At 68.4% G+C, this 25,954-nt stretch carries 27 protein-coding genes and 1 tRNA gene; 20 read left to right on the forward strand and 8 right to left on the reverse strand.

Features of this window, described 5'->3' with window-relative positions; genetic code table 11:
- Position 1: 1 nt before the first annotated feature.
- Positions 2–832: an undecaprenyl-diphosphate phosphatase gene (locus AW271_RS34410; RefSeq protein WP_062341859.1), complete on the forward strand. Its 831-nt coding sequence runs from the start codon at positions 2–4 to the stop codon at positions 830–832.
- Here AW271_RS34410 and AW271_RS41000 read toward each other — a convergent pair whose 3' ends face one another.
- Positions 833–1,006, reverse strand: a complete 174-nt coding sequence (locus AW271_RS41000; RefSeq protein WP_169806444.1) for a hypothetical protein — start codon at positions 1,004–1,006, stop codon at positions 833–835. It abuts the gene before it with no gap.
- A 67-nt stretch (positions 1,007–1,073) separates the two neighbouring features.
- Between AW271_RS41000 and AW271_RS34415 the strand changes: the two genes are divergently transcribed.
- Together AW271_RS34415 and cobF are read left to right on the forward strand one after the other, a co-directional pair.
- A complete protein-coding gene (locus AW271_RS34415) occupies positions 1,074–1,499 on the forward strand; it encodes a MarR family winged helix-turn-helix transcriptional regulator (RefSeq protein ID WP_062341860.1) in 426 nt (141 codons plus the stop codon).
- A gap of 13 nt (positions 1,500–1,512) precedes the next feature.
- Positions 1,513–2,244 (forward strand): precorrin-6A synthase (deacetylating), encoded by a 732-nt coding sequence (cobF, locus tag AW271_RS34420; RefSeq protein ID WP_062341864.1) that lies wholly within the window; start codon positions 1,513–1,515, stop codon positions 2,242–2,244.
- Here the strand turns inward: cobF and AW271_RS34425 are convergent.
- Complete coding sequence (locus AW271_RS34425) at positions 2,223–3,131, reverse strand: NAD(+)/NADH kinase (protein WP_062341866.1); 909 nt, start codon at positions 3,129–3,131, stop codon at positions 2,223–2,225. The two genes, cobF and AW271_RS34425, sit on opposite strands and share 22 nt — an antisense overlap.
- 72 nt (positions 3,132–3,203) lie before the next feature.
- Here AW271_RS34425 and argG point away from each other — a divergent pair, with 72 nt between their 5' ends.
- From argG to AW271_RS34465, 8 genes are all read left to right on the forward strand, one after another.
- Complete coding sequence (argG, locus tag AW271_RS34430; RefSeq protein ID WP_062341868.1) at positions 3,204–4,649, forward strand: argininosuccinate synthase; 1,446 nt, start codon at positions 3,204–3,206, stop codon at positions 4,647–4,649.
- Positions 4,650–4,777: 128 nt separating this feature from the next.
- Positions 4,778–6,088 (forward strand): serine hydrolase, encoded by a 1,311-nt coding sequence (locus AW271_RS34435; protein WP_157554932.1) that lies wholly within the window; start codon positions 4,778–4,780, stop codon positions 6,086–6,088.
- 38 nt (positions 6,089–6,126) lie between these two features.
- Positions 6,127–6,540, forward strand: a complete 414-nt coding sequence (locus AW271_RS34440) for a hypothetical protein (protein WP_062341872.1) — start codon at positions 6,127–6,129, stop codon at positions 6,538–6,540.
- A 119-nt stretch (positions 6,541–6,659) separates the two neighbouring features.
- Positions 6,660–7,130, forward strand: coding sequence for an MFS transporter (locus AW271_RS34445; RefSeq protein ID WP_157554934.1), 471 nt, complete (start codon positions 6,660–6,662; stop codon positions 7,128–7,130).
- A gap of 68 nt (positions 7,131–7,198) precedes the next feature.
- Complete coding sequence (locus tag AW271_RS34450) at positions 7,199–8,344, forward strand: cytochrome P450 (RefSeq protein ID WP_245653339.1); 1,146 nt, start codon at positions 7,199–7,201, stop codon at positions 8,342–8,344.
- A 27-nt stretch (positions 8,345–8,371) separates the two neighbouring features.
- On the forward strand, positions 8,372–8,977 hold the full coding sequence (locus AW271_RS34455; protein WP_062341879.1) for a copper resistance CopC family protein: 606 nt from the start codon (positions 8,372–8,374) through the stop codon (positions 8,975–8,977).
- A 70-nt stretch (positions 8,978–9,047) separates the two neighbouring features.
- On the forward strand, positions 9,048–11,114 hold the full coding sequence (locus AW271_RS34460; protein ID WP_083977646.1) for a bifunctional copper resistance protein CopD/cytochrome c oxidase assembly protein: 2,067 nt from the start codon (positions 9,048–9,050) through the stop codon (positions 11,112–11,114).
- Between the two features lie 9 nt (positions 11,115–11,123).
- The gene (locus AW271_RS34465) at positions 11,124–11,747 is read left to right on the forward strand and encodes a hypothetical protein (protein WP_062341883.1); all 624 of its coding nucleotides are present in this window, start codon (positions 11,124–11,126) and stop codon (positions 11,745–11,747) included.
- 108 nt (positions 11,748–11,855) lie between these two features.
- On the opposite strand, the gene AW271_RS34470 is transcribed toward AW271_RS34465, so the two are convergent.
- Positions 11,856–12,053: a hypothetical protein gene (locus AW271_RS34470; protein WP_062341885.1), complete on the reverse strand. Its 198-nt coding sequence runs from the start codon at positions 12,051–12,053 to the stop codon at positions 11,856–11,858.
- 735 nt (positions 12,054–12,788) lie between these two features.
- Between AW271_RS34470 and AW271_RS34475 the strand changes: the two genes are divergently transcribed.
- From AW271_RS34475 to AW271_RS34485, 3 genes are all read left to right on the forward strand, one after another.
- Positions 12,789–13,652, forward strand: coding sequence for an NUDIX hydrolase (locus tag AW271_RS34475; protein ID WP_062341886.1), 864 nt, complete (start codon positions 12,789–12,791; stop codon positions 13,650–13,652).
- 477 nt (positions 13,653–14,129) lie between these two features.
- Complete coding sequence (locus tag AW271_RS34480) at positions 14,130–15,122, forward strand: permease (protein WP_174553136.1); 993 nt, start codon at positions 14,130–14,132, stop codon at positions 15,120–15,122.
- A complete protein-coding gene (locus AW271_RS34485; RefSeq protein WP_062341890.1) occupies positions 15,119–15,796 on the forward strand; it encodes a TIGR03943 family putative permease subunit in 678 nt (225 codons plus the stop codon). Before AW271_RS34480 ends, AW271_RS34485 begins: the two co-directional genes overlap by 4 nt.
- A 61-nt stretch (positions 15,797–15,857) precedes the next feature.
- Here AW271_RS34485 and AW271_RS34490 read toward each other — a convergent pair whose 3' ends face one another.
- The gene (locus AW271_RS34490; protein ID WP_062341892.1) at positions 15,858–16,664 is read right to left on the reverse strand and encodes a CHAP domain-containing protein; all 807 of its coding nucleotides are present in this window, start codon (positions 16,662–16,664) and stop codon (positions 15,858–15,860) included.
- A gap of 326 nt (positions 16,665–16,990) precedes the next feature.
- Between AW271_RS34490 and AW271_RS34495 the strand changes: the two genes are divergently transcribed.
- Positions 16,991–18,025 carry a S66 family peptidase gene (locus tag AW271_RS34495; RefSeq protein ID WP_062341895.1) on the forward strand — a complete coding sequence of 345 codons (1,035 nt, stop codon included), beginning with the start codon at positions 16,991–16,993 and terminating at the stop codon, positions 18,023–18,025.
- A 3-nt stretch (positions 18,026–18,028) separates the two neighbouring features.
- Here the strand turns inward: AW271_RS34495 and AW271_RS34500 are convergent, their stop codons facing one another.
- Positions 18,029–18,763 (reverse strand): M15 family metallopeptidase, encoded by a 735-nt coding sequence (locus AW271_RS34500; RefSeq protein WP_062341896.1) that lies wholly within the window; start codon positions 18,761–18,763, stop codon positions 18,029–18,031.
- Positions 18,764–19,025: 262 nt separating this feature from the next.
- On the opposite strand from AW271_RS34500, the gene AW271_RS34505 reads away from it, so the two are divergent.
- Complete coding sequence (locus tag AW271_RS34505) at positions 19,026–20,198, forward strand: DUF8462 domain-containing protein (protein WP_439649020.1); 1,173 nt, start codon at positions 19,026–19,028, stop codon at positions 20,196–20,198.
- A 78-nt stretch (positions 20,199–20,276) separates the two neighbouring features.
- Here the strand turns inward: AW271_RS34505 and AW271_RS34510 are convergent, their stop codons facing one another.
- From AW271_RS34510 to AW271_RS34520, 3 genes are all read right to left on the reverse strand, one after another.
- Complete coding sequence (locus AW271_RS34510; protein ID WP_062341900.1) at positions 20,277–21,071, reverse strand: MauE/DoxX family redox-associated membrane protein; 795 nt, start codon at positions 21,069–21,071, stop codon at positions 20,277–20,279.
- Between the two features lie 5 nt (positions 21,072–21,076).
- Positions 21,077–22,012, reverse strand: coding sequence for a hypothetical protein (locus AW271_RS34515; protein WP_062341901.1), 936 nt, complete (start codon positions 22,010–22,012; stop codon positions 21,077–21,079).
- Between the two features lie 142 nt (positions 22,013–22,154).
- A complete protein-coding gene (locus AW271_RS34520) occupies positions 22,155–22,637 on the reverse strand; it encodes a MarR family winged helix-turn-helix transcriptional regulator (RefSeq protein ID WP_062341903.1) in 483 nt (160 codons plus the stop codon).
- A gap of 108 nt (positions 22,638–22,745) precedes the next feature.
- Between AW271_RS34520 and AW271_RS34525 the strand changes: the two genes are divergently transcribed.
- The 4 genes from AW271_RS34525 (at position 22,746) to AW271_RS34540 (ending at position 25,926) form a co-directional block, all read left to right on the forward strand.
- Entirely contained in the window at positions 22,746–23,309 is a 564-nt protein-coding gene (locus AW271_RS34525) for a YceI family protein (RefSeq protein ID WP_062341905.1), read from the forward strand.
- A 127-nt stretch (positions 23,310–23,436) separates the two neighbouring features.
- Positions 23,437–23,526: transfer RNA gene (locus tag AW271_RS34530), tRNA-Ser, on the forward strand.
- Between the two features lie 573 nt (positions 23,527–24,099).
- Positions 24,100–24,981 (forward strand): ribonuclease HI, encoded by an 882-nt coding sequence (locus AW271_RS34535; RefSeq protein WP_157554936.1) that lies wholly within the window; start codon positions 24,100–24,102, stop codon positions 24,979–24,981.
- A 45-nt stretch (positions 24,982–25,026) separates the two neighbouring features.
- Complete coding sequence (locus AW271_RS34540) at positions 25,027–25,926, forward strand: RDD family protein (RefSeq protein WP_157554938.1); 900 nt, start codon at positions 25,027–25,029, stop codon at positions 25,924–25,926.
- The last annotated feature ends 28 nt before the right edge of the window (positions 25,927–25,954 follow it).

The raw sequence follows: 25,954 nt of genomic DNA on the forward strand, positions 1-25,954 counted from the left end.
CGTGATCGGCTGGTTCGAAGCGGTCATTCTCGGGCTGATCCAAGGGCTCACCGAGTTCCTGCCGATCTCTTCCAGCGCCCACATCCGCGTGGTGTCGGCCTTCGCTGGCTGGCCCGACCCGGGAGCGGCGTTCACGGCGGTGATCCAGCTCGGCACCGAGGCCGCCGTGCTGATCTACTTCCGCAAAGAGCTCTGGGAGATCATCTCCACCTGGACGCGCTCGCTGTTCAACAAGGAGCTGCGCGACAACTGGGCCGCCCGCATGGGGTGGTACATCATCGCCGGCACCCTGCCCATCGCGGTCCTCGGCCTGGTGCTGAAAGACCAGATCGAGACGGTCTTCCGCGACCTGCGGATCGTCGGCGTCACCCTGATCGTCTTCGCGCTCATCCTCTGGTGGGCCGACCACACCGCGCGCAACACCCTGTCGCTGCAGACCCACCTCAACTTCAAGCACGCCCTCGGCTACGGCTTCGCCCAGTCGCTGGCGCTGATCCCCGGCGTCTCCCGCTCGGGCGGCACGGTGACCGCGGGTCTGCTGCTCGGCTACCGGCGTGAAGACGCGGCGAAGTACTCGTTCCTGCTGGCCATCCCGGCCGTGCTGGCGTCGGGCGGGCTGGAGCTGTTCGAGATCGGCGAGGGTCAGGCGCCCGCGTGGGGGCCGACGATCCTGGCCACGGTGATCTCGTTCTTCGTGGGCTACGCGGCGGTGGCGTGGTTCCTGCGCTACATCAGCACCCACAAGTTCACCCCGTTCGTGATCTACCGGATCGTGCTCGGGGTGTTCGTCATCCTGTCGGTCGCCATGGGGTGGATTCCCGCGCAGGGCTGATCAGGTCTCCATCCCCATCACGATGACGAGCCCGACCAGGTGGATGAGCACCACGAACACCATGAAGGCGACGAAGAGCCACTTCGCCGGGCCGTGTTCGAAGGTCTTGTCGTCCTTCAGTGGCGGGCGCTTCGCCTGGCGGTCGGCGATCCGCTCTTCAATGGGCTTTCGCATCAAGGCCATCCTCGGTCGGGTAGTGCACTAACATTTAGTGTACTAACTATTAGGGGGCGACGTCATCATGGATCCGCTGTCTCTGGAGAACCAGGTCTGCTTCGCCCTGGCCGTCGCCTCCCGTTCGGTGATCGCGCTCTACCGGCCGGTGCTGGAGCCGATGGGCCTCACGCATCCGCAATACCTGGTCATGCTGGCGCTCTGGGAGCGGGCGCCGCTGTCGGTCAAAGACCTCGCCGGCCTGCTGCAACTCGAACCGGCCACGCTGTCGCCGCTGCTCAAGCGGCTGGAGGCGGCCGGGCTCGTCGAGCGCCGGCGGGGCGCCGCCGACGAGCGGGCCCTGGCCGTGACCCTCACCGACAGCGGCCGCGCGCTCCGCGCCGAGGCCGAGAAGATCCCCGCCACGATCGTCGAACGCCTCGGCATGGACGTCGCCGAGCTGCAGGACCTCCACCAGGCGCTGACCCGGGTGATCGCCGCCGCGACCCGGTGACACACTCGTCTGTGTGAAACGCCTCCTCCTCATCGGGATCGGCGCCGGCGACCCGGACCATCTCACCCTCCAGGCCGTCAAGGCCATCGCGGCCACCGACGTCTTCTTCATCGTCGACAAGGGTGCGGAGAAGCGCGACCTGACCGATCTGCGCCACCAGATGATCAGAGATCACGCGCGCGAGCCCCACCGGATCGTCACCGCGACCGACCCCGAACGCGACCGGACCGCCGCCGCCTACGCCGAAGCGGTCGAAGACTGGCGCGAGCGCCGTGGCGTGCTCTACCACCAGATGATCGACGAGGCCCTCGGCGAGGGCCAGACCGGGGCGTTCCTGATCTGGGGAGATCCGGGCGTGTACGACAGCACGCTCGCCGCCCTCGAAGGACTGCCGGCCGGCATCGAGATCGAGGTGATCCCCGGCATCAGCGCGGTCGCCGCCCTCACCGCCCGCCACCGGATCGGCCTGACGCGGGTCGCCCGCCCCGTCCACCTGACCACCGGCCGCCGCCTGGCCGACGAGGGCCCGAGCGCCGACGACATGGTCGTCATGCTCGACGCCCGCCTCGCCTTCGAGGGCCTCGACGACTTCGACGTCTACTGGGGCGCCTACCTCGGCACCCCCGACGAGATCCTGGTCGCCGGCCCCGTCGCCGAAGTGTCTCCCAAGATCAGGGAACTGCGCGCCCAGGCCAGGGAACGCAAGGGCTGGATCATGGACACCTACCTGCTGCGCAGGCGCTGAGCCCGTTCCCTCAGCTCCTCCGGCACGAGTTCGAGCAGCTGGTCGGGCCGCAGCGGCAGATCGAGCAGGCTCAGCTTGACCCGCGTGCGCTGGGCGTGCGCCGCCGCGTCGAACCGCACCAGGTTCACCGCGTCCTTGTGCAGCCGCACCCCCAGCCCGTCGGCGACGCCGAGATCCCGGGTGTGTACGCCGTCCAGCAGCACCCGGGCCGGCTCCTGCGACCGGTTGGTCAGCCGCATCTCGTCGTCGGCCCCGAAGACGACCGTCCGGTCGATGCCCGTCATGGGCGCGACCGGCGTCAACGCCAGCGCCGGCACCGACGGAGACAACACCGGCCCGCCCGCCGCGTAGTTGTAGGCCGTCGACCCGGTCGGCGTGCACGCCACCACGGCGTCACACCGGTAGTAGCCGTGCTGGATCCCATGGACGGAGAGGTCGACGTTGACCGTCGCCCACTGCCGCGCCCCCGTCACGACCAGGTCGTTGAACGCGACCACGCCGTCGACCATCAGGCAACTGTGCGGCTCCAGCATGAACTCGCCCCTGGTCAGCCGATCGAGCGCGGCCGGCAGTTCGGCGGGCGAGACCTCGACGAGAAACCCGAGATTGCCGTGGTTGACCCCAAGGACCGGCGTGCCCCGCCCCACCACCAGGCGCATCGCCCCGAGCATCGTCCCGTCGCCCCCGAGACTCACCACGGCGGTGGCCCGCTCGGCGAACTCCGCAGCCCCGACGGGCACGACATCGGCCCCGAGCCGGGCGGCATCGCCCTCCAGCGCGATCAGCATCGCGCCCCGAGCCGCCGCGAACTTCCTGATCAGCGCGACGGAACCGGCGACGGGATTACGCGGATGCGCCACGAGGCCGATGACGTGCGGGACTCCCATGGAGGTCTCCTACCCAGGCCCTGGTGGGAGGGTTGATTGCATGGTCATGCATGGGTGTGTATAGTTCTGCTTGTGTCCAAGGTGCTGAATTCCCTCCCTGTCGGTGAACGAGTCGGGATCGCCTTCTCCGGTGGCCTCGACACCTCCGTCGCAGTCGCGTGGATGCGCGAGCGAGGGGCCATCCCGTGCACGTACACGGCGGAACTCGGGCAGTACGACGAGCCCGACATCGCCTCGGTGCCCGGGCGGGCCCAGGAATACGGCGCGGAGATCGCGCGGCTGGTCGACTGCCGGGCGACCCTGGTCGAAGAGGGGCTCGCGGCGCTGGCCTGCGGGGCCTTCCACATCCGGTCCGGTGGCCGCACCTATTTCAACACCACGCCGCTCGGCCGGGCGGTGACCGGCACCCTTCTCGTCCGGGCGATGCTCGACGACGGCGTCCAGATCTGGGGCGACGGGTCGACCTACAAGGGCAACGACATCGAGCGGTTCTACCGCTACGGCCTGCTGGCCAACCCGTCGCTGCGCATCTACAAGCCGTGGCTCGACGCCGACTTCGTCCACGAGCTCGGTGGGCGCAAGGAGATGTCCGAGTGGCTGCTCACGCGTGACCTGCCCTACCGGCACAGCACCGAGAAGGCCTATTCGACCGACGCCAACATCTGGGGCGCGACCCACGAGGCCAAGTCGCTGGAGCACCTCGACACCGGCATCGAGATCGTCGAGCCCATCATGGGCGTGCGGTTCTGGGATCCGTCGGTCGAGATCGCGGCAGAAGACGTGACCATCGGCTTCGAGCAGGGCCGGCCGATCACGATCAACGGCAAGGAGTTCGCCTCGCCGGTCGACCTGGTGCTCGAGGCCAACGCCATCGGCGGCCGCCACGGCATGGGCATGTCCGACCAGATCGAGAACCGCGTCATCGAGGCCAAGTCGCGCGGCATCTACGAGGCTCCCGGCATGGCGCTGCTGCACGCCGCCTACGAGCGCCTCGTCAACGCGATCCACAACGAGGACACGCTGGTCAGCTACCACAACGAGGGCCGCCGTCTCGGCCGGCTCATGTACGAGGGCCGCTGGCTCGACCCGCAGGCGCTCATGCTCCGCGAGGCGCTCCAGCGCTGGGTCGGCACCGCCGTCACCGGCCAGGTCACCCTGCGGCTGCGCCGGGGCGAGGACTACTCGATCATCGACACGACCGGCCCGTCGTTCAGCTACCACCCCGACAAGTTGTCGATGGAGCGCACCGAGGACTCCGCGTTCGGCCCGCTCGACCGCATCGGCCAGCTGACCATGCGCAACCTCGACATCGCCGACTCCCGCGCCAAGCTGGAGCAGTACGCCGGTCTCGGCATGGTCGGCAGCGCCCACGGCGACCTGATCGCTCTGCAGGCCGCGCCGACCGAGCTGATCGGCGCGATGCCCGAGGGCGGCGCCGAGGCCATCGCCTCGCGCGGCGAGGTGTCCGAAGACGACGCCCTGCTCGACGCGGCGGCGATGGAAGCGGGCACCGACTAGCACCTGTTCGTCCGAATCCCTGGTCGGCGGCCTCGCCGGCCAGGGATTCGTCGTGTGCGGGATACGGGTGACCTCCGGCCGGTGCGGGTATCCGAGAACGGCACCGGTCATCGAACGGGGGAGACGCCGTGAGGCTCGCACGACTCATGCTTCCTTTCGCGCTGCTGCTCGGCGCGTGCGCGACGGCCGAACAGACGGCCCCTGCCGTGAACTCGTCAGCCGCTTACACCGGAATCCCCATTCCCGACACCCCTGTCGGGAAGAAGCTGAGCTGGTATCTGGGGGCGTTGTCGGCGCTGCCCATCCCGGCCGAGCAGATCAACGAGCACTTCGCGCCGTCATTCGTGAAACAGGTGCCCGCCGACCAGATCAACGAGGTCAGCAAGCAGCTCAAGGGCCTGCGGGTGGTCGAGGTCCAGCGCGCCACCGAGACCGATCTGGTGGCGCTGGTCGAATCGGGCGGCAACCAGGCGAAGCTGAGCATGTCGGTCGATCCCGCCGGGCAGATCGCCGGCCTGTTGATCTCCCCGGCCGACGCGCCCACCCCCGCGAGCTGGGGCGACGTCGACGAACGCCTCGCGACCCTGGCCCCGTCGGGCTTCCTCGCCGCGGGTCAGGACTGCAAGCCCGTCCACGGAATCGAGCCTGATCGGGCCCGTCCACTGGGTTCGATGTTCAAGTTGTACGTCCTGGGCGCCGTCGCCCAGGAGGTCAAGGCCGGCCGCCTGTCGTGGGGCGACCAGCTGACCGTCACCGACGCGCTGAAGAGCCTGCCCAGCGGGGAACTGCAGGATCGTCCCGACGGCACGAAGGTCGCGGTCAAGGAGGCCGCCAAGCTGATGATCTCCATCAGCGACAACACCGCCACCGACCTGCTGATCGACCGCGTCGGCAAACCGGCCGTGGAGGCCCTGATCCGCAGCTGGTCGTCGAACGCCGACAAGAACCTCCCGCTGCTGACCACCCGCGAACTGTTCATCCTGAAGGGCGCCGACTACCCCGAGTACGCCGAGGGATTCCTCAAGGCCCCCGACCGGCGCGCCTACCTCGACGACACCGTCGACAAGGTCCCGAACAGCGAGGTCGAGGTGTGGACGAACCCCCGCGAGATCACCACGATCGAGTGGTTCGGCAGCCCCACCGACATGTGCCGCGCCCTGGTCAACCTCCACGGACTCGGCGGGCCCGAACTCGACGAGATCATGGGCGCCAACGACGCCGGGCTCGGCCTCGACCGGAAGACCTGGCCCACGGTGTGGTTCAAGGGCGGCTCCGAGCCCGGGGTGCTGACGCTCGGCTTCCTGGCCCGCTCCGACCAGAACAAGATCGGGGTCGTGGTGGTCCAGGCCGCCGACGAGAAGAAGGTCATCCCCGAGGTGGCCGCGGCGACCGAGATGCTGGCGATCGTCCGGGGATCATTCGGCCTGCTGCACAGGTGAGGCCGGGTTTTGTCGGTGCCGCTCGATAACGTGTTCGTATGAGTTACGGCATCAGCTTCCTGCGCCGCGAGCCCGGCCAGACCTGGCACGACGCCTTCGAGGCCATGGAGGAGAAGGCCCCCGAGACGGTCGACTACGCGATCTGGTCGGCCGTCGCGGTCGCGGCGCGCGACGTGCTCGGCGTGGTGTCCGAAGACCTGCTCAACTGCGAGGTCACCCAGCTCTCCACCGGCCTGATGGTCACCTGTCACATGGGCCAGTGGAGCGTGACCCTGCCCGGCCCGCCGTCCGGGGAGACGGCGGCCTCGCTGCGTGGGGTCTGCGAGATCGTCCAAGAGGCGACCGGGCTGACGGCGTACGACCCGCGGCTCGGCGTCACGCTGTCCGAGCCCGCCGACTTCGCCCGCTCGATCGCGGCCTTCGATGTGGTCGGGGCCCAGCCGGGCGGCTGAGTAAGGCTTCCCGGAAGATCGCCGAGCTGGGGCAGCCGGATGGGTGGTGCGCGTGCGATGATGACGGGGCTATGTCTGCGGCGCTGCCCTTTCGTCTCGCGCGTGCCACGGTGTTCGCCGTGGTCGCTTCGGGGCTTGCCGCCGTCGCCCACACCTTCGCCGGCGGGTCGGTCACCGCTCCGGGGGTGTCCGCCGCCTTCGCCCTCACCCTGGTCGCCGCCTTCCCGCTGACGGCGCGCGAACGCACGGCCGTCGAGATCATGCCGCTGCTGGGGGCCATGCAGGTGCTGCTGCACCTGCTCTTCTCCGTTCTCCACGTCTCCTCGCCCGAACGGCTCGCCGGGCACCTGCACCTGCCGAGCCTGAGCATGATCGTCCTGCACGTCTGGGCGGTCGTCGTCACCGGCTGGTGGCTCGGCCGGGGCGAGGAGCTGTTCTGGACCCTTCTGCGCCGGCTCGCCGGCCGGATTGTCTCGATCATGTCGCTCCCGCGACCTCTTTCGGTGACAGGTGTCGTCGTGCCGGTCGAGCCGGTTGTCGTGACGAGCACCCATCGTCATCCTGTCGAAGGACGCGGCCCGCCTCGTTGAGGCCGCACGCTCCTTCCACCCATGACGATGAGGAACCATCTGTAATGTCCGATTCCGAGTTTCCGCTTGTGCAGTTTCTGCGCGACCGGATGGATCCCATAGCCGAGTTGTCCCAGATCCGGGCCGAACGCGCCGTCCATCCGCTGACCATTCCCGGCGGCTCGACGGTCTGGCTGGTGACCCGGTACGACGACGTACGGGCCGTGCTGGGTGACACCGCGCGGTTCAGCAACGACTTCGGCAACATCACCGGCATGGGGTCGAATCAGGACGACCCGGGCGGCCTGGGTTTCCGCGACCCGCCCGAGCACACGCGGCTGCGCCGCATGCTCACGCCCGAGTTCACGATGCACCGGCTGCGGCGGCTCGAACCCCGCATCACCGCCATCGTCAACGAGCAGCTCGACCTGGTCCAGAAGGAAGGCCCGAGGGCCGACCTCGTGTCGTCGTTCGCGCTGCCGATCCCGTCGCTCGTCGTCTGCGAACTCCTCGGCGTGCCCTACGAAGACCGCGCCGACTTCCTGCGCTTCTCCACCGACCGGTTCGACTTCTCGGCCGGGCCGGAGGCCTCGCTCCAGGCCATCAACGACTCGATGGCCTACCTGACCGAACTGGTCGCGCGGGAACGCCGCGCCCCCGGCGAGGGTCTGCTCGGGGCGCTGCTGCGGGAACACGGAGACGACGTCACCGACCGTGAGCTGGCCAGTCTCGCCGACGGCCTGCTGACCGGCGGCCACGACACGACCACGAGCATGCTGGCCCTGGGCACTCTCTGGTTGCTGGAGAACCCCGAGTTCCTCGCTCTCGTACGCGACACCGACGACCACATCGACCAGGTCGTCGAAGAGCTGTTGCGCTACATGACCGTCGTCCAGGTCGCGTTCCCGAGGTTCGCGCGGGAAGACCTCGAACTCGCCGGGCAGCCGATCGCGAAGGGCGAGATGGTGCTCTGCTCGTTGTCGGCGGCCAACCGCGACGCGATCCTCGGCGAGGACATGGACACCGCCGACCCGAACCGCCGGGAGCTCAAATCCCACCTGGCCTTCGGTCACGGCGTACATCGATGCATCGGCGCCCCGTTGGCGCGGATGGAAATGCGTGTCGCCTACCCCGCCCTGCTGCGGCGTTTCCCCGGTCTGAGACTCGCTGGCGAACCCGCGTACCGCCAGGTCGCGATCGTCTACGGCCTCGATTCGCTGCCGGTCGAATGGTGACCTGACTCCATCGGACGGAGTTTTCTCATGCTTTTCCGCAAGACGGCGGCGCTCATCCTGGTGGCGGCCGCCACGCTATGGCCGGCTTCGGCGGCGCAGGCGCACGACGTACTGAAATCGAGCAATCCCAAGGAGAACGCCAAGGTCGAGAGCCTGACCGAGGTGGTGCTGGAGTTCAGCAACGCGGTCCGGTTCCCGAAGGTGGTCGTCAATGGCCCCGACGAGAAGAACTACGCGTCGGGCGAGGCCGAGCGCGACGGCCACAAGGTGATCCAGGCCGTGTCGGGCCCGCTGCCGGCCGGGAAATACGTCATCGCCTACCGGATCGTCTCCTCCGACGGGCACCCCAGAACGGGTGAGGTGCCGTTCACGGTGACCGCCCCCGAGACGCCGACCGAGTCCCCGACCGAGTCCCCGACCCCCTCGGAAGCCGCGGCCGCACCCTCCGCGGAGCCGACCCCCGTCGTGGCGTCCACGCCGCCGGCGACGGTCGACGCCGCCCCGCAGAGCAGCGCCGACGACGCCGACTCCGGGGGCGGCGGCGGGTTCCTGATCCTGGCGATCGGCGTGGGCGTGGTCGCGGTGGCGGCCGTGGTCATGGCGACGAGACGGAAACCGAACAAGGGCGACTAGACCCCCGTCGATCTGACAGCGCTTCCGAATCGGCAGTGCTCTCACCGGCTTTACCCCCGGAAGGCTGGATATGAGGTTCCCCCCACGTGCCCAGGTGGCCGTCACCGTCGTCGTGGCGGTCACGGTCCTGTTCGCGGTCCTCTGGTACGGCGGCGGGCGTCCCGCCGCGCTCGTCGAAGGGCTGCCCTCGCCCGGCCTTCTGACCGAGTGGGGGCTCCCGCTCGTCAGGTTGCTGCACGACGTCTGCGCCGTCGCGACGGTCGGCCTGCTGCTGACGTCGGTCGCCTTCACCCGCGACGAGGCGATCCGCACCGCGGCGCGGCGGCAGGTCGTGTGGTGGTCCTCGGCGTGGGCGCTGACCGCACTGGCCACGATCGCGCTGACCCTGTCGGACTTCCTGGGCCTGCCGATCCCCGAGGCCCTCGGCGCCGGGGTGTTCCAGACGTTCGTCCTCTACATCCCGCAGGGCCAGGCGTTCCTGCTCGTGGCCATGATCGCTCTCGTGATCGCGGTCTGCGCGATGCTCCGGGGCGCCGAACCGGTCCTCCTGGGCGCGGCCGTCTTCGCCGCCCTGCCCCCCGCGTACGTCGGCCATTCGGCCTCGGCGGCCGACCACAACCTGGCCGTGTCGAGCCTGATGCTGCACATCGCGGCCGCCGCGATCTGGGTCGGGGGGTTGTACGGCGTGCTGACGCTGGTCCGCCGCGACCGCGACCTTGTGTGGGGGGTGCGCCGGTTCAGCGCGGTGGCGTTGTGCGCTTATGCGGCGGTGGGCGCGTCGGGGCTGATCAACGCCTGGGTCAGGCTGGGCGGGCTGGCACCGTTGTTCGAGTCCCGGTACGGGCTGCTGGTGCTCGCCAAGATCGCTGCGTTGGCGGTGCTGGGGTGGTTCGGCTGGCGACACCGGAAGGTGACGATCGCCCGTCTGGAGGCCGGGGCGGCGGGCTCCGGGGCGGTCGCTGCGCGGTCGGCCCACAGCGAGTCGGTGCAGGGGCAGACGGCCCAGGCGTCGTCGAATGAGACGGTCGATGAGCAGGCGTCGTCGGGCGAGACGGCAGAAGATCAGGCGTCGGGCGAAGGGGCCGGAGAGCAGCAGCGGGCGGTCGTTGAGCAGGCGGCCCACGTTGCGCCGGTGGGTCAGCCGGCCACGTCGGCCGATGGCGAGCCGGAGGCCGGCTCATCCGCCGAGCTCGCCGCTGATCGGCGGCCGTTCCTGCGGTTGGCGGCCGTTGAGGTGGCGATCATGACCGCGACCATGGCGCTCGCCGTCGGGTTGTCGCGGACCGCGCCGCCCCCGAGCGTCGACGTGCCCAACGTCAACGCGGCTCTTGGCTACGTGCTGCCGTCGATCTCGTTCGATCGGCTGTTGTCCGAGTCACGGCTCGACCCGATCATCCTGCTCGGCATCGCCGGGCTTGTGATCGCCTATCTGGTCGGGCTGCGCCGCCAGGTCTGGCCCGTCGGGCGCACCGTCGCCTGGTTCGCGGGCATTCTGGTTCTTCTCTATGCCTCCACCGGGGGTCTGGCCGCTTACGGTCCGGCGGTCTTCTCGGTCGTCTCGGTCGAATACGCCCTTCTCGGCACGCTGGCCCCGGCTCTGCTGGCCTACGGTGCGCCGATCGGGCTCGCCGGGGGGCGGGAACTGCTGCCGAGGTTCCTGGCCAATCCGGCGGTCGCGCTGGCGTGTTACGTCGCCTCGCCGGTCTTCCTCTACCTGCTCGGGTTCTTCGAGCTCGCCCAGTCGAGCCACGCGCTGCACCTGGCCATGGTCGTCGTGCAGGTCGCGGCGGGGCTGGTGTTCTTCGTCGTGGTCTTGGGCGTCGATCCGCTGCCGCGGGCCGTGCACACGTACACGCGGATTCAGCTTGTCGGGATCGCCATCGCGGTGCAGGTCGCGGTCGGGGCGCTGCTGCTGCTCGGGCCTCTGCAGGCCGAGGACTGGTATGCCCTGGTCGCCGTCGACTGGGTGCCCGACCGGGCCGCTGACCAGCAGCTGGGCGCGTTGCTCGGCGCGGGCGTCACGCTGGTGGTGCTGCTGGGGGTGCTGGCGAGTCTGCTGGTACGGGTCGTCGCGGCCCGCCGGCGGGTTTCGATTCCCAACGTACAAAAGGTGGACGATCGTCGGCAGAAGAAGTAACGTCACCCCATGGCCGTCAAGGTAAGCCGCCGGCCGGTTCCCCCGCCGGCCTCCGCCCCCCGCAAGCCGTACCTCATCGTGGTTCTGCTCGTCGTCGTGCTGGCCGCGGGTGTGGGCATCGGTTATCTGGTCGGACGTCCCGACTCGGTCGAGAAGATGCAGATCTCCGACCTCAAGCGGGACGCCGAGCAGATCAAGACCCTGACCGACCAGGCGCGCCTGACGGTCGAGGAACTCGACAAGATCCTGCCCGCGATGGGGGAGCCCGGCCCGCCGGACGTCCCGGCGTGGCAGGAGGCCATTCGCAAAGCGGTCGAACGCCACTCTGAGACTCCGAGCGGGATGACCGAGACGAACGTCGCCCGAGGCGGCTTCCGGAGCGCGGTGAACGCTCTGTCGATCTCCGTCGACCTGCTGGCCGCGGCGCAGAAGCTGCCCGAGGCCGACCGGGCGCCCTACGTGGAACTGGCCACCCGCCAGCGCACGCTCGCCGTCACGACATGGTCGGTCGCCGCCACCCAGCTCGACCAGCTGAACGTCGAGGCGGGCTACGGTCACCAGCACGCCTACCTGTCGGGCGCTCCCGGCGAGGGCGGCATGCACGCGGACGAAATTCCGGAAGGCACGGAGTGACCTTGGTCCTCCATCGGGCTCCGGCGGGTGTGGTCGCGTCCACCCGCCGGTCCGGATATTGACGCATCGGCGGCCCAGGGGAACGCGGGCCGCCGCATTGGGACGTTCCTATTCGGGGCTGCACCACTCCGCGACGGCGGCGACGAAACCCTCCGCCGTCGGCGCGGCCACCGCGAGCTGCTCGGCGGCGAACGCGGAGAACTGCATGGGGTCTTCGGGTGAGGCGAGGATCTTCTCGCAGACCTGGGAGCCGACCGTGAGGGCCTTCTCCTGGTTGGTCGCGAGGGCCGGGTCGACAGAGGCCAAAGTGGTGAAGAAAGCCTTCTTCTGGCCTTCGGAAGGTTCGGGGGCGGCGGGGACCGTGATCTCCGTCGGGCTGGCCTGTACTGCGGCCGTCGGTGCCTCTGACGTCGCCGGAGCCGCCGTTTCCGCGTCTCCCGCGCAACCTGCGACGGCGATGACGGCAACAGCGAGAGTGGTAGCGAGTCGAATCATGAAAAATCACCCTAGCGCCCACCCCTCCCGTGGGAGGGGCGGGCGTGGATTGCCGTGCTATGGACAGCCCGCTCCCGCATGTCGTGGAATGGCGACGAGTGCGGTTCGCAGGTGAGAAGCCATACGTTAACCGTCCCATCCGGACGGATCGGGAAGGATGACTTACCAGTCCATAACGATCAGCCATCGGGCCCGTCACAACCAGCCGGTAGCCGTCGCCCTCAGGGTCAACTTCTGTCGGCGCCCCAGGTCAACGTGACGGGCACGATAGGGAGAAGATCAGCGATGCAACAGTGGCACCGTTCGACAGCACTACCGCAGGTGTGGCCGACTGACCGGTATGAGGTGAAGAGCACCAGACCGGCGCCTGATTTCACATCTGTTGACCGATATCACTTCGCCGAATTGGCACTTGAGTCGGCGGAGAACCTGATGTCGTCAGGGTGGGTCACCCATGTGACGGTCGTCAGGATCGACGACGGAACCGTGCTTTTCGACACCAAGGCGGTGGTTCCGTTGGAGTCTTGGTAACCGATCATTGACCCCATGACAGCCAAGGACGGGGACGGCTGGACCCACTGCGGACGCGGCCACCAGCACTGGGGCGTGTTCGGCGCCTCGGGCCTGCTCGCGGTGCACCACACGGCGCGTGCCTCCTACGTCCTGATGCAGAAAAGAGCCCTGTGGAGTCACCACGGCGGAACGTGGGGGCTCCCCGGGGGCGCGATCGACAGCCACGAGGACGCGATCACCGGCGCGTTGCGTGAGGCACATGAGGAAACCGCCCTTTCGCGCGACGCCCTGCGGGTGCGGGGCGTTTATCTAGACGACCACGGCGGCTGGGCCTACCAGACCGTGATCGCGACGGCTGTGGAGAAACTCCCCGTCCACCTGGACATGGAGAGCACCGCTCTCCGCTGGGTGACGTTGGCCGAACTGCCCCGGCGGCGTTTGCACCCGGGATTCGCGGAGACGTGGCCAGTGGTGAGGGAGATGCTGAAACCGCTGGTCGTGGTGGTCGACGCGGCCAACGTGATCGGCGCACGAGCGGACCACGGCTGGTGGCGCGACCGCGCCGGCGCGACGTCGCGCCTGCTGGCCGAACTCGTCGACCTGGCCGTCGACGGGGTGATCGCCCCGATCGAGGGCCTGCCGCTGCTGACCCGGCGCTTTCCCCAGATGGTCGTGGTGGTGGAGGGGGCTGCCCGGGGGGCGAAGGTGCCCGAGGGGCCGATCGACGTCCGGGCGGCCGAGGGGAGCGGAGACGACGCGATCGTGGCGGTCGTCAGGGAGGCTCCCGTCTGGGAGACGGTGCTGGTGGTGACGGCCGACCGGGGGCTGCGCGAACGGGTGCGGGCCGAGGGCGCTTTGGTGACCGGGCCGAAGTGGCTGCTGGGGCAACTGCCGTGAGGCCCCGGGCGTAGCGCTCGATCTTTTGTCGGCTGAGGGCCTTGGCGACCGGGCCGAGGCGGCTGCTGGGACGGTTTTCGCGACATGGCGGATGTGACGGTTGGCCTTCCGCTGGCCAAGGGTGTCTTGGCGACCGGGCTGAGGTGGTCGCTGGGCGGTGTGAATGACGTGCCAGGGCCGTTGCTCGGACTCCTGCCGGAGGCGCTTTGGTAACCGGGCCCTCGGCTTCCGTGATGAGCGGGCGTAGCGCTGGGTGTCTTGCTGGCCGAGGTGCCAGGCGATCGGGCCGAAGTGGCTGTCGTGAGGTCCGAGCGTAGGTTTTTGGTGACACCTTTCCGAAGACGCCAGCGAGGTCTGCGGGCGCTCAAGAAGCCTGTCGTTCGAGGGCTTTCCACAGCGTGCTGTTTGTTCTGGGGTTTTCCACAGGGTCCGCGTTGTCGTCCGCGAAGCTTCGGCTCGTCTGCGAGCATCGGGTTCGTGGTTGAGCGTCTTGAGGTTCCTTCCGCCGAAGTGCCGCCCGCCGATTCGGGGCTGAAAGGGCAACCGTCGTTCGGCCATTGGGTGTTCGTCGCCGTGCTCGGCCTGTTGTTGCTCGGGCAGTTCGTCTACGCGCCCTACCTGACCTCTCCCGCGCTCCAGACCTGGTCGACGGTCTTCGTCGCCATCTGCGTGCAGGCGTTGCCGTTCCTCGTCTTCGGGGTGTTGCTCTCGGCGGCGATCACGGCGTTCGTCCCGGCCTCCTTCTGGACCCGGGCGTTGCCCAAGCGGCCCGCACTGGCCGTGCCGGTGGCGGGTGTGGCGGGGGCGGTGCTGCCGGGGTGCGAGTGCGCTTCGGTGCCGGTGGCCTCCGGGTTGATGTCCCGGGGGGTGACCCCTGCGGCGGCGCTGGCGTTCCTGTTGTCGTCGCCGGCGATCAATCCGGTGGTCGTCGTGGCGACCGTGGTCGCGTTTCCCGGTCAGCCGATGATGGCGGTGGCGCGGTTCGTCGCCTCGCTGGTGGTGGCGGTGCTGGTCGGGTGGGTCTGGTTGCGGTTCGGCAAGGGGGAGTGGCTGCGGGCGCGGCGGCACCACGAGCACGCGGGGTTCGCCGAGGCGATGCGGCACGACCTGCTGCACGCCGGGGGGTTCCTGGTCGTCGGCGGCATGGCGGCGGCCACCATGAACGTGGTCGTGCCGCGTGAGTGGCTCAACGTGCTGGCCGGAAATCTCTGGGTGTCGGTGCTCGCGCTGGCGCTGCTGGCGGTGGTCCTGTCGATCTGCTCGGAGGCCGACGCCTTCGTGGCCGCCTCGCTGACGGCCTTCTCGCCGACCGCACGACTGGCGTTCCTGGTCGTCGGGCCGATGGTCGACCTGAAGCTGATCGCCCTGCAGGCCGGCACGTTCGGCCGCCGGTTCGCCGTGCGGTTCGTGCCGCTCACGTTCTCACTGGCCGTGCTGGTCAGCGTCGTCACCGGGATGGTGCTGCTGTGAACCGGCTGACGCAGAGTCTGGTGCTCGTCCTGCTCGGCGGGGCGGTGTTGCGGATCACGACGGTGTCGAACGAATACCTCAACTACGTCAAGCCGGGGTTCCGCTGGTTCCTGATCGCCGCCGGTGCGGCCGTGCTGGTCGTGGGCGCGGTCGGGTTGGTCAAGAAGGAGGACGGGCATCGGGGGCCGTGGGTGGCCTGGTTGCTCACCCTGCCCGTGTTCGCGATCTTCCTGATCGCTCCGCCGCCTTTGGGCAGCTATGCCGCCCGTTCGGAAGAGGCGCCCGCGCGGCCGGTGGGGGCGTTGACGGCGTACACGCCGCTGACGAGGCCGGTCTCCGAGATGACCATCGGCGAGTTCCTCGGCCGGGCCTGGGGTGACACGACGAAATCCCTGGCGGGCAAGCAGGTGCGGCTGACCGGGTTCGCGGTGCCGTCGAAGCAGAAGGGCCAGTGGTACGTCGCCCGCATGCAGATCGCCTGCTGCGCGGCCGACGCCGTCCCGTTGAAGGTGGCGGTTCTCGGGTGGCCGGCCCCGGCGGAGAACCAGTGGATCGAGGTCACCGGCACGTGGGTGCCCCCGAAGGCCGGCGGGCCCGAACCCGGCACGGTCGCCCCGGAACTCGACGCGACCGACGTCACGGAGATCCCGCGGCCGATCGAACCCTACGAGTGAAAGACGAACGGGGCGGACGCCGGGCAGGGGAATCCCGGCGTTCGCCCCGATCGAGGGTGGGTCAGCGTTTGCCGCACGCGACCCAGTGAGAGATGAGCTTCTTGAGCGCGCCGCTCTTCTTGGCGGCGGCCAGGCCGAGCGCGACGGGCAGCAGCAGGGTGCCGGCGGCCAGCGGCTCGGGAGTGCCGGCGAGCAGGCCGTTGACGTCGTGGCTGTCGACCTTCTGCGCGGTCATCGACTGCGTGGTCTCGGCGGGCTGCTTGACGGTCACCGTCTCGGGGGTGCCGGTCAGCATGCCGTTCACGTCGGCCGACTTGACCTGCTTGGTGGTGGCCGACAGCGCCGTCTCGGCGGCGGCCTTCTTGGCGGCCAGGTTGACCGAGACGGTCTTCTCCTTGGCCTGGAACTTCTCGCGGACCTTCTCCGGGTAGCCGTAGCCGACGATGGTGCTGTCGGTGCGGACCTTGGAGACGACCGCGTTGCTGATGTTGCCCTCGATCGTCTCGATGGTGTGGTCGTTGACGACCTTCTTCACCAGTCCGACGTGGTCGATGGCGCTGATGTTCTTCGAGTGTCCCCAGTCGAAGAAGACGACCGCACCCGGGACGGGCGTGGTTCCCCACGCACCCTGGTTCTCGAACCACTGGGCGTGCTCGGGGGTGTAGCTGAACTGGCCGACGTCCTGCGCCTGGCCGGTCTGGTGGGCGGCCCAGGACACGAACATGTCGCACCAGGCGGCGTCCTTGTACCCGGGCTTCTTGACGACGTTCTGGCCGAACCACTCGCCGAACTTGGATGAACCGTTGACCTCGGCGTAGCCCATCTGGGAGTTGGCCACGTTGATCAGCGCGTCAGCATAGTTCGTCATGAGATTCCTGAACGTTTCCGACCCTGTCTGTCGACCGCGCCGCAGGGCGGTAGACCGGAATCGCTCTCTGTAGACAGTGGGGCAGTTCTCGCTTTACCGGCGTGGGCACCGGAGTGGGGCGATCCTTGCGGCAACTTTGGTCACGGATTACCGCGACAGGTCCCAATCTATCCACGCTCAAGCCGGGGTCAAACGCTTCGCGGGGTTCTTTACCCTTCAACCGGTTTATCGAGTTCGGCAAAGCGATTTTACTTTTCTCGAATTCCCTTACGGGCCAGGGGTTCGCGCGCTCTCCGGGAGATCGCCGACCCTGGTAGCGTCAACGGATGCTTTACCCAAAGAAGCTCAAACAGGGTGATCGGATCGCCGTCGTGGCGCCCTCCGGGGGCCTTCCCGAGGTCTTCCCAATCCCGTTCGATCATGGTCTGAGCCGCCTCAGGGACGAGTTCGGGCTGGTCACAGTAGAGATGCCGACCACTCGGAGGATGACGGCGACTCCCGAGGAGAGGGCCGCCGACATCACCGCGGCGTTCGCCGATCTGTCGATAAAGGCGCTCGTGGCGGCCATCGGGGGAGACGACCAGATCACCGTCATCCCGCATCTCGACGACGAAGTGATCAGGCGGAATCCCAAGCCCTTTTTCGGCTACAGCGACAACACCAACCTGCTCGCGCACCTCTGGCGGCTGGGCATCGTGGGTTATCACGGGGGTTCGGTGATGGTGCAATTCGGCCGGGGCGGCGCGATGCATCCGATCACCAAGGCGTCTTTACATGCCGCGTTCTTTACCTCCGGGCCGTTCGAGCTGACCGAGTCGCACGAATACGGCGACGTCGAACAGGACTGGGAAGATCCGGAATTCGTCAATGCCGCGCCACTCATGACCGGATGCGGCGGCTGGATATGGCGCAACGCCGACCGGGTGGTCGAGGGCGTCACGTGGGGAGGCAATCTGGAGATCCTCCACTGGATGCTGGCCGCCGATCGCGACGTCGCGGCGCCGGAGACGTACACGGGCATGGTGCTCTTCGTCGAGACCAGCGAGGAGCTGCCGTCGGCGGCCGAGGTGTTCCGCATGCTGCGCAACCTCGGGGAGCGCGGCATCCTCGGGCGGTTCGCGGGCGTGGTGTGCGGGCGGGCGAAGGCGTGGTCGTTCGAGCACCGGAACGGGCCCGAGGAGAAGGCGCGCTACGCGCGGGAGCAGCGGGAGGCGGTCCTCCGGGCGCTGGCCGTCTACGCGCCCGAGGCGCTGGCGGTCTTCGACGTCGATCTCGGGCACACCGACCCGCAGGTGGTCATCCCCTATGGCGGGCGGATGCGGCTCGACGGGCCGGCCCGGCGGATCACCGTGGTCTACTGAATCTCAGCGGCCGCTCTTGCTGAAGTGCTGGTAGTCCTTGGTGCCGGTCCAGTCGCCGCCCCAGCCCCAGCCGATGCTCGCGAACGCCTCGACCACCCGGTCGCCGGCGTTGATCACGCCGGGCTTCTTCAGCGGCCGGTCGACGAAGTCGTCGGCGTTGCTGTGGGCGTGCGAGCCGTCGGCCTCCACGTAGGGGTTCTCCCTCGGGTTGAGGTCGACCGCCAGGCCGTAGGCGTGCTGCGACCAGTTCGTCGAGCCCGTCGCGGCGCGGCAGTTGAAGGCGGAGGTGTTGTCGGCGTCGATCGAGGCGTAGTCGTCGCCCTGGTACTTGTCGACCGGCTCCATGCGCTTGATGGGGTAGCGGAAGTCGTACAACTTCTTGAAGACCGAGGCGACGTCCTCGGCCACCGAGGCGTTCACGACCAGCTGGCCCGTGTGGGGCTTGTCGTCGAATCCCCAGTACGTCATGGTGATCATCCGCAGGTCGTCGTAGCCGACCGGGCACCCCGGGCGCCATGAATATTTCACCTGATCCCGGGTCACCTTCGTGATCTTCGACGTGAACTCGGGCGGGGCCGTCGGTGTCGGCGAGGGGCTCGCGGAGACCGAGGCCGCGGGCGTCGTCTCCGTCACGATCGGTGCGGGCGAGACGGCGCCGGTGGTGGTCGTGGCGCCGCACGCCACCGCCCCCAGACTTGCCGTCAGCCCTACTGCCAGCGCTGACCTGCGGATTGACATGCTTCGAGCGTACCCACGCCGATGTCGGACTTTCCGGTCCACGCCAGGGTTTTACGGTGAAACGCTCGCGCACATGTTCGGATCCGCGCTACAGTCGATCGCGTCGGATCGAACAGATGTTCCCTGTGAAAGCCCTGGTAGGTGGTGTGCGATGGCGGTCGGGCTGGTGGCGCGGCCTCACGGTGCGACACGCCGTAGGTCTTTCTACGGAAATCTACGACGGCCGCTATATCCGGTCATAAAGTCCGACACCGTGGACCCTGTGCGCAACCCCTATGCCCCCGGTGCGGGGCAGCGCCCTCCCGAGCTGGCCGGGCGCGATCGTGAGCTGCAGCAGTTCGAGGTCGTGCTCGAGCGGGTGGCCCGTGGGCGGCCCGAGCGGAGCATGGTGATCACGGGGCTGCGGGGCGTCGGCAAGACCGTGCTGCTCAACACGTTCAAGTCGATGGCCATCCAGCGGTTGTGGGGGACGGGCAAGATCGAGGCCCGGCCTGAGCAGTCGATCAGGCGGCCCGTCGCGGCGGCGCTGCACATGGCGGTGCGCGAGCTGGCGCCCCGGCATCGGGCACCCGAGCGCATCGACGAGTTCCTGGGCGTGCTGAAGGCGTTCGCGATGCGCGATCCGTCGGCCGCCAAGGGCACCACCCACTGGTCGCCCGGCATCGACGTGCCGGCGGCGCGGGGGCGGGCCGACTCCGGCGACCTCGAGATCGACCTGACCGAGCTGCTCAGCGACGCCGCCGGCGTGGCGACCGACCTCGGGGTCGGGATCGCGTTGTTCATCGACGAGATGCAGGACGTGCCGGCCGCCGACATCTCGGCACTCTGCGCGGCCTGTCACGAGTTGTCGCAGATAGGCGGGCCGCTGATCGTGGTGGGCGCGGGGCTGCCGCACCTGCCGTCGGTGCTCTCGGCGTCCAAGAGCTATTCAGAACGGCTTTTCCGGTACGCCAGAATCGACCGCCTCGACCGGGAGGCCGCCGACATGGCGTTGATCGTCCCGGCCGAGGAGGAGGGCGTGGCGTTCACCAGCGAGGCCCTCGACGCCCTCTACGAGGCCGCCGACGGTTACCCCTACTTCGTCCAGGCCTACGGCAAGGTCGCCTGGGATCTGGCGCCGCGCAGCCCGATCACGGCCGAAGACATCAAGGTGTCGGCCCCCGAGGCCGAGGAGGAGCTCGCCGTCGGGTTCTTCGGCAGCCGCTACGAACGGGCGACCCCGGCCGAACGCGACTACATGCACGCCATGGCGCAACTCGGCGACGACCCGGTGGCGACCGCCGAGGTCGCCGAGGCGCTGGGCCGCAAACCGTCCAGCCTGTCACCCGCCCGCGACAGCCTCATCAAGAAAGGCCTGATCTACAGCGCCGAGCGCGGCCTGATCGCGTTCACCGTCCCCCACTTCGGCCGGTTCCTGCGTGCGCAGCCCGTCTGAACCCTTGTCCTCTCTACGGCTTTCTAGAGGGGAAGCTAGAGAGTCGTAGAGAGCTAAATCACCCCTGTCTAAGGGTTTCTAGAGTGAGGCCGAGACAGGGATAGATTCCTGGATGGGCGTGTGCCCGCCGACCACCGCGACGCGGACCGGCGGGCGCCGCCCGCTCAGGTAGACCGCGAAGACCACCTCCGCGCCGTTGAGCGCGTCGAAGACGAAGAAGCGCCAGCAGAGCTCCCGCCACGAGTCGCTCGGCAACTCGCTGCCGAGCAGGTGGGCGTGGTTGCGCCAGACCGCGCTCGACCGCAGCCGGGCCGCCGCCCGCTCGGGGGCGAAGGGGCGCAGCTCGCAGGGCGCGCGATACTTCAGGCGGGCGTAGGTCTCCTCGATCTCCGGCGACAGCGCCAGCAGGACCACGGTGAAACCGGCCAGCCAGGCCAGGAACCGCCAGTCGAGGGTGGGCAGGCCCGGGGAGCCGTGCAGGGCGACGGTCACGGCCATGGCGGTCAGGACCAGCGTGCGGCTGATCGCGCGCAGGCCCACCGGGGTCGCGCTCACGTCGCCGAAACAGCCGCAGCCGGCGTCGGGGCGGCGGCGGCGCAGGTCGTACAGGACATAGGTGGCGACCGTGAAGAAGGCCACGGTCATCCAGCGGGGGGCCGGGTGGTCGACCAGCAGCAGGCCCGCGACCAGGCCGAACTCGCCGATCGCGCAGCCGATGAGGGCGTTCTTGCGCCAGCTCTCGGGGGCCAGCACGGCCGGGCCGAGCCGGCCCAGGGCGCCGGGCTCCGAGTCGCGCCCGGCCGTGACCAGCTTGGCGACGCCGCCGATCACCAGCATGAACAACAGAATGGGTTGCGCCGCCGCGGCGACCATTCCGCTCACCCCAATCCCACACGCACGTTGAAGCAGCCGTTGGTCAGATCGCCGCCGAGTTCCACGTAAGACGTGGCCGACAGCTCCACCACCCGCCCCCGGGGGGATGTGCCACATTCCACGCATCGGTCGCAGAACCGGCCAGCCATGCAGCCACAGGCCACCACGGGAAGCACGGTCGCGCGATCGGCGCAGACATTCCGTACATGAACGCTCGAACCGAGCGCGAGATAAGGGAGAGCGGCGCACGAGACGCCCGTATCGGCGCAACCGGTGTCCGACTGCTCCAGCATCGGGTAGGCCACACCCGCTTCGATGTGGTCTGACCAGACGGCCGTTCCGGAGATCTTCGACTGTACGCCGCCATAAGCCCCCGGAGGATCGGGGACATGGGCCGCCCGGTAGGCGGGTTGCGAGGTGGCCGGGATCTGCGCCAGCGCGGTCGTGCCCTCGACGGTGCCGATCGCGTCGAACAGGAAACCGGGTTCGAGCCGCGGATAACGCACCCGCACGCGGCCCGACGACCGATAGGGGATCACCACCGACCGGCGGCCCCGGTGGGGCCCGCAGTCGAGCACGACGGAGATGTCATCACGACCGGAGACGGACAGGATGATCCCGGTCATCCGGGTCACGTCGGCCCAGATGCGGTCGACGACCTTGCCCTGCCGGAGCGCCCGGATGATCACCCGGGCGCCCACGGGCAGGTCCGCCGGGGCCACGAAGCCCCCCCGCCAGGCCTTCGCCCAGTGGGCGATGACCAGGCGCTCCTCGCGGCCCTCGTCGTCTTCGATGATGATCAGGTGGGGGCTGACGTCGAGGATGGTGCCACTGACGGCGTCGAGCAGCACTCCGGTCTCGGCGTGCGCACGCGGCGGTTCGAGTTCGCGGCCGAGCACGGCCGCCGCCAAGGCTCTCCGGCGTTTCGCTGGTATCCCCACGCTCTGTAGCCTCACATGTCGTCTGCCCTAATAGAGGCATAATTCAGGCGTTGACTCCCGAGCGGGATCAGAATCCTCGTACTGGATGGAATCCCATGTCCCCCGTGTCAGGGCATATCACCACCTCGACGGCTTGTCCCTTTTAAGTGGCGGGTTCGATTTCCTCGGCCCCGGCGGTCGCGCAGGGCCGGACGACGTCCCGGATGAGGCGGAGGGTCTCCAGGAAACGATCGAGTTCGGCCGGCTGCAGCAACCCGGTGAACCAGTGCTCGATGTCTTCGAGGTGGCGCGGCAGCACCTCGAGCAGCCGGGCCCGCCCGGCGTCGGTGATCTGGGGATAGAAGGCACGCCGGTCGGTCGCGCAGGCTTCGCGGGAGACCAGCCCCTCGCGCTCCAGCCGGTCGATGACGCGAGTGATGCCGCTCGTGGATAGGTTGGTCTGAGCGGCGAGGTCACTCATGCGGAGCCCCTGGCCGGGGGATCGGGCCAGCCGGATCAGCGTCTCGAAGTCGACCTCAGACAGGCCGGCCTCCGCGAAGGCGCGCCGATTTTTGTCGGCGATGCCCGTGTAGACCTCGGCGAACAGCCCCATCGCGGTCAGCCGAGGGTCGTCGAATGGATCCATGCGCCGAGTCTACGCCACGATGGTTGACGGCAGGAATATCTGTCGGGTAGACATTTGTTGGAGCAAACATCCGCAGGACAACTACCGCCTCTCCTGGAGTTATCGATCATGAGCGTACGCGAGTGGAACGGCCAGACCATCCCCACGGCCGGCACCTTCACCCTTGACGTCGCACACACCCGCGTCGGCTTCGTGGCCAAGCACATGATGGTCAGCAAGGTCCGGGGCAACTTCGAGAAGTTCGACGGCACCATCACCGTCGCCGAAGAGCCGCTCCAGTCGAGCGTCGACGTCACCCTCGAGGCCGCGTCGATCACCACCCACGTCGGCGACCGCGACAACCACCTCCGCAGCGACGACTTCCTCGCCGCCGACAAGTACCCCCAGATCACCTTCAAGAGCCTCCGCGTCGAGAGCGTCGACGGCAACGAGTTCACCCTCGTCGGCGAGCTCACCATCCGCGACGTGACCAAGGAAGTCCCGCTCCGCGTGGAGTTCGGCGGCGCCGCCACCAACCCGTGGGGCCAGGAGATCTTCGGCTACTCGGCCGAGACCGAGATCGACCGCGAGGCCTTCGGCCTGACCTGGAACCAGGCGCTGGAGACCGGCGGTGTGCTGGTCAGCAAGAAGATCAAGATCGAGATCGAGGGCGAGGCCGTGCGTCAGGCCTGACGCCGCTCTTCCTTGTCGCGCGGACCTTGTCCACAGGCTGTGGATAAGGTCTGTGCGACGCGACGGGGATCCACTTTGCCGCGTCGGCAGATCGCCGGTACTCTGTCGGGAGCCGATATGGCTACCAGGAGGTTTCGCCTAGTCCGGTCTATGGCGCCGCACTGCTAATGCGGTTTGGGTCTTAAGCCCATCCGGGGTTCAAATCCCCGAACCTCCGCAGTTCAGAGGCCCTCTTCCCTGAAATGGGACGAGGGCCTTTTTGCTGCCCGGAACGGCTCGCGCGGGTCTCCTCAGGGATGACCGGGGCGCACGACGCCGCGCGTCGACGGTGCCGATTCCGCGCCTGGGAACCGAGCCGAATGCGCTGGTGGCTTGTGGCGGTGGCCGGCTTGGGGACCGGAGCCGAATGCCGGTGGGTTGTAGCGGTGGCCTTCCGGGTGAACGGAGCCGAATGCCGCTGGCTGGTGGCGGTGGCCGGCTTGGGAAACGGAGCCGGGCGGCGTTGGCGAGAACCGAGTTCGGCGATCGAGTCGAACGCCCTCAGCGGCGGCTTGGCTGAGAGCGGAGTCGAACCCGTCGGCAACGCGCTAGGTCGGCGCATTCATCGCCTCGTGGAGAGGTACAGGAAACTCTCATCATTGTAGGCCGGAGGGCATCTCGCCCATTAAGGACACCCGCGTGAAATGAGAAATGGCTACATGTCGGCCGATTGACCGACAGCGGCGACAATTTCCTTTCGTGCCTCTGGAGTCGTCGTTTACCTGAACGTCCAAGTTCATAACCTCTACTCTTGTGCGATCTGGTCACCAAGTGGTGGAAAGGGCGAACATTGAGCAGTCGGTCAGCCGCCGAATTCGACGCCTCGTTGATACTGCTGACCGGCCACCTGGCCCAGCGCGCGCAAGACCTACGCAAATACGCCCTGACCTGCTCCAACTGCACCCGCTGTAAAAGCGTGCAGGAGTGGGTGTGGCTCGCCTTCGACGCCGCGTTCGTCGGTGACCAGACCTCAGCCGGCCGGATGCTGGCCTCGGCCGAGGAGGCTTCCGTCCATGAGCACGGCGCTTCCACACAGGTGAAACCGCAGGTGAAGAAGCAGGTCAAGCCGCACACCAGCGTCGTCCCCGGCTTCGGGAAACACAGATCCCTGGTCGCCGCTTCGGATGCCGCGTACAAAGGCAGATTCGGCGGGTTGGGGTTCGTCGTGAGTGACGGCCATTACGGCATGAAGCACTGGCCACCCGACACCGGCCTGCGATTACTGGACCCCAGTGGCCAATCGAAAGTCCTGGTCGCCGAGTTGCGCGCCGCCGCCATGGCCGTCAACGCTCTCGGCGACCGCGCGGGCAAGGCCGCGCTTCTCCTCGACAACATCGGCGCCATCGCCTATTTGCACGCCTGGCAGAAAGGCGACGTCGAGCGCATGCCGGCCGGATACAGCCTCCGGCCTCGGATGAGCGGTGCCCGCCCCACTCTGGTCAGTCTCGCGGCAAAGGTCGCGACGTTGCCGACGCTCCGCATCGAGCACGTCAAGGGCCACACGGGGCATCCGTTGAACGAAGCGGCGGACGCGCTCGCGGATATCGCCATGCGGAATCCGGCGGACCGGCGCCAAAGGGCGGAAGGCGTCGTCGACGCTTTTCTCCGGGCCTGGCACGGAAGGTCCTGCTGATCCCGGAGATCGCTACGCTGTGGCCCAGCCTCTGGAAGGACCGTTTTGTCGAGACCGGCATTGCTCACCTGGTTGATGGCCGCGGTCGTCGCCGCCTATCCGACCTGGGAGGAATGGGGCTACCGCCTCGACCCCGCTGCCCTGGAGGGCTACTCCTGCATGGGCTCGGGATGGTTGGACACCTCCCCGCTCGACCCCCTGCGGGGCGATCTCGACGCGCTCCTGATGGACGTCGAAGCCTTCGCCATCCCCTCGCTGCTGATCATCATGGGAGCGTTCTTCGCCCGCCGTGATTCCCGGCGCGCGGGCCGGCGGACGGCGGGGGTGCTCGTTCTGATCGCGGTCGTCAAACCGGCCACTCCTCTCTACAGCTCGCCCGAGGAGTGCGGCGGCACGATCCCCATCCTCAGCGCCGAGTGGTTCGCCACGGTGCTGGACAGCTGGGGCAGCACCCAGGTCTGCCTCATCGCCGCGGCCGCGCTCGTCCTCCTCGTCACCTGGAGGGAAAGCGCCTCGTCGTCGACCGGGACGACCTGGCGTCGGGCGGTGGCGCTCCTGGTCGACTACGTGATCCTCATCGTGGTCCTGTCGCTGATCGGCCAGATGTGGTTCAGCCTGGACTACGGGCTGCTGAACAGGGCCACGGTCCATTGGGACGTCATCGATTTCGACCGGTGGTTCGTCGTGCTCGTCGTGTTCCTGTACTTCTGGGCCCAGCACACCCTCTGGGGACAGACGCCGGGCAAGCGCCTCATGGGCATCCGCGTCGTCCCCAACCGCCCCGCCGGGCGGATGGCCCTTCGCGCGCTCGTTCCGTTGCTCGTCTTCGTCGCGGTCGCCGGGCCCGTCGTCTTCATCGTCGACGCAATGTGGGCGCTCCTCGACCCGGAGGGCCGGGCGCTGCACGACCGGTTGCTGAAGACCGAGGTCGCCCGGAGAGCGTGACTTTTGTCAGCCTGACCACCCGACAAGC

Origin of the sequence: Herbidospora sakaeratensis, from assembly GCF_001570525.1 — a bacterium.
GTDB lineage: Bacteria > Actinomycetota > Actinomycetes > Streptosporangiales > Streptosporangiaceae > Herbidospora > Herbidospora sakaeratensis.

Coding starts and splice junctions, on each gene's coding strand:
- AW271_RS41000 (WP_169806444.1), bottom strand. CDS start 1,006: ATGCGAAAGCCCATTGAAGAGCGGATCGCCGACCGCCAGGCGAAGCGC.
- AW271_RS34520 (WP_062341903.1), bottom strand. CDS start 22,637: ATGGATCCATTCGACGACCCTCGGCTGACCGCGATGGGGCTGTTCGCC.
- AW271_RS34415 (WP_062341860.1), top strand. CDS start 1,074: ATGGATCCGCTGTCTCTGGAGAACCAGGTCTGCTTCGCCCTGGCCGTC.
- AW271_RS34495 (WP_062341895.1), top strand. CDS start 16,991: ATGCTTTACCCAAAGAAGCTCAAACAGGGTGATCGGATCGCCGTCGTG.
- AW271_RS34500 (WP_062341896.1), bottom strand. CDS start 18,763: ATGTCAATCCGCAGGTCAGCGCTGGCAGTAGGGCTGACGGCAAGTCTG.
- AW271_RS34440 (WP_062341872.1), top strand. CDS start 6,127: ATGAGTTACGGCATCAGCTTCCTGCGCCGCGAGCCCGGCCAGACCTGG.
- AW271_RS34455 (WP_062341879.1), top strand. CDS start 8,372: ATGCTTTTCCGCAAGACGGCGGCGCTCATCCTGGTGGCGGCCGCCACG.
- AW271_RS34475 (WP_062341886.1), top strand. CDS start 12,789: ATGACAGCCAAGGACGGGGACGGCTGGACCCACTGCGGACGCGGCCAC.
- AW271_RS34525 (WP_062341905.1), top strand. CDS start 22,746: ATGAGCGTACGCGAGTGGAACGGCCAGACCATCCCCACGGCCGGCACC.
- AW271_RS34510 (WP_062341900.1), bottom strand. CDS start 21,071: ATGGTCGCCGCGGCGGCGCAACCCATTCTGTTGTTCATGCTGGTGATC.
- AW271_RS34460 (WP_083977646.1), top strand. CDS start 9,048: ATGAGGTTCCCCCCACGTGCCCAGGTGGCCGTCACCGTCGTCGTGGCG.
- AW271_RS34490 (WP_062341892.1), bottom strand. CDS start 16,664: ATGACGAACTATGCTGACGCGCTGATCAACGTGGCCAACTCCCAGATG.
- AW271_RS34465 (WP_062341883.1), top strand. CDS start 11,124: ATGGCCGTCAAGGTAAGCCGCCGGCCGGTTCCCCCGCCGGCCTCCGCC.
- AW271_RS34425 (WP_062341866.1), bottom strand. CDS start 3,131: ATGGGAGTCCCGCACGTCATCGGCCTCGTGGCGCATCCGCGTAATCCC.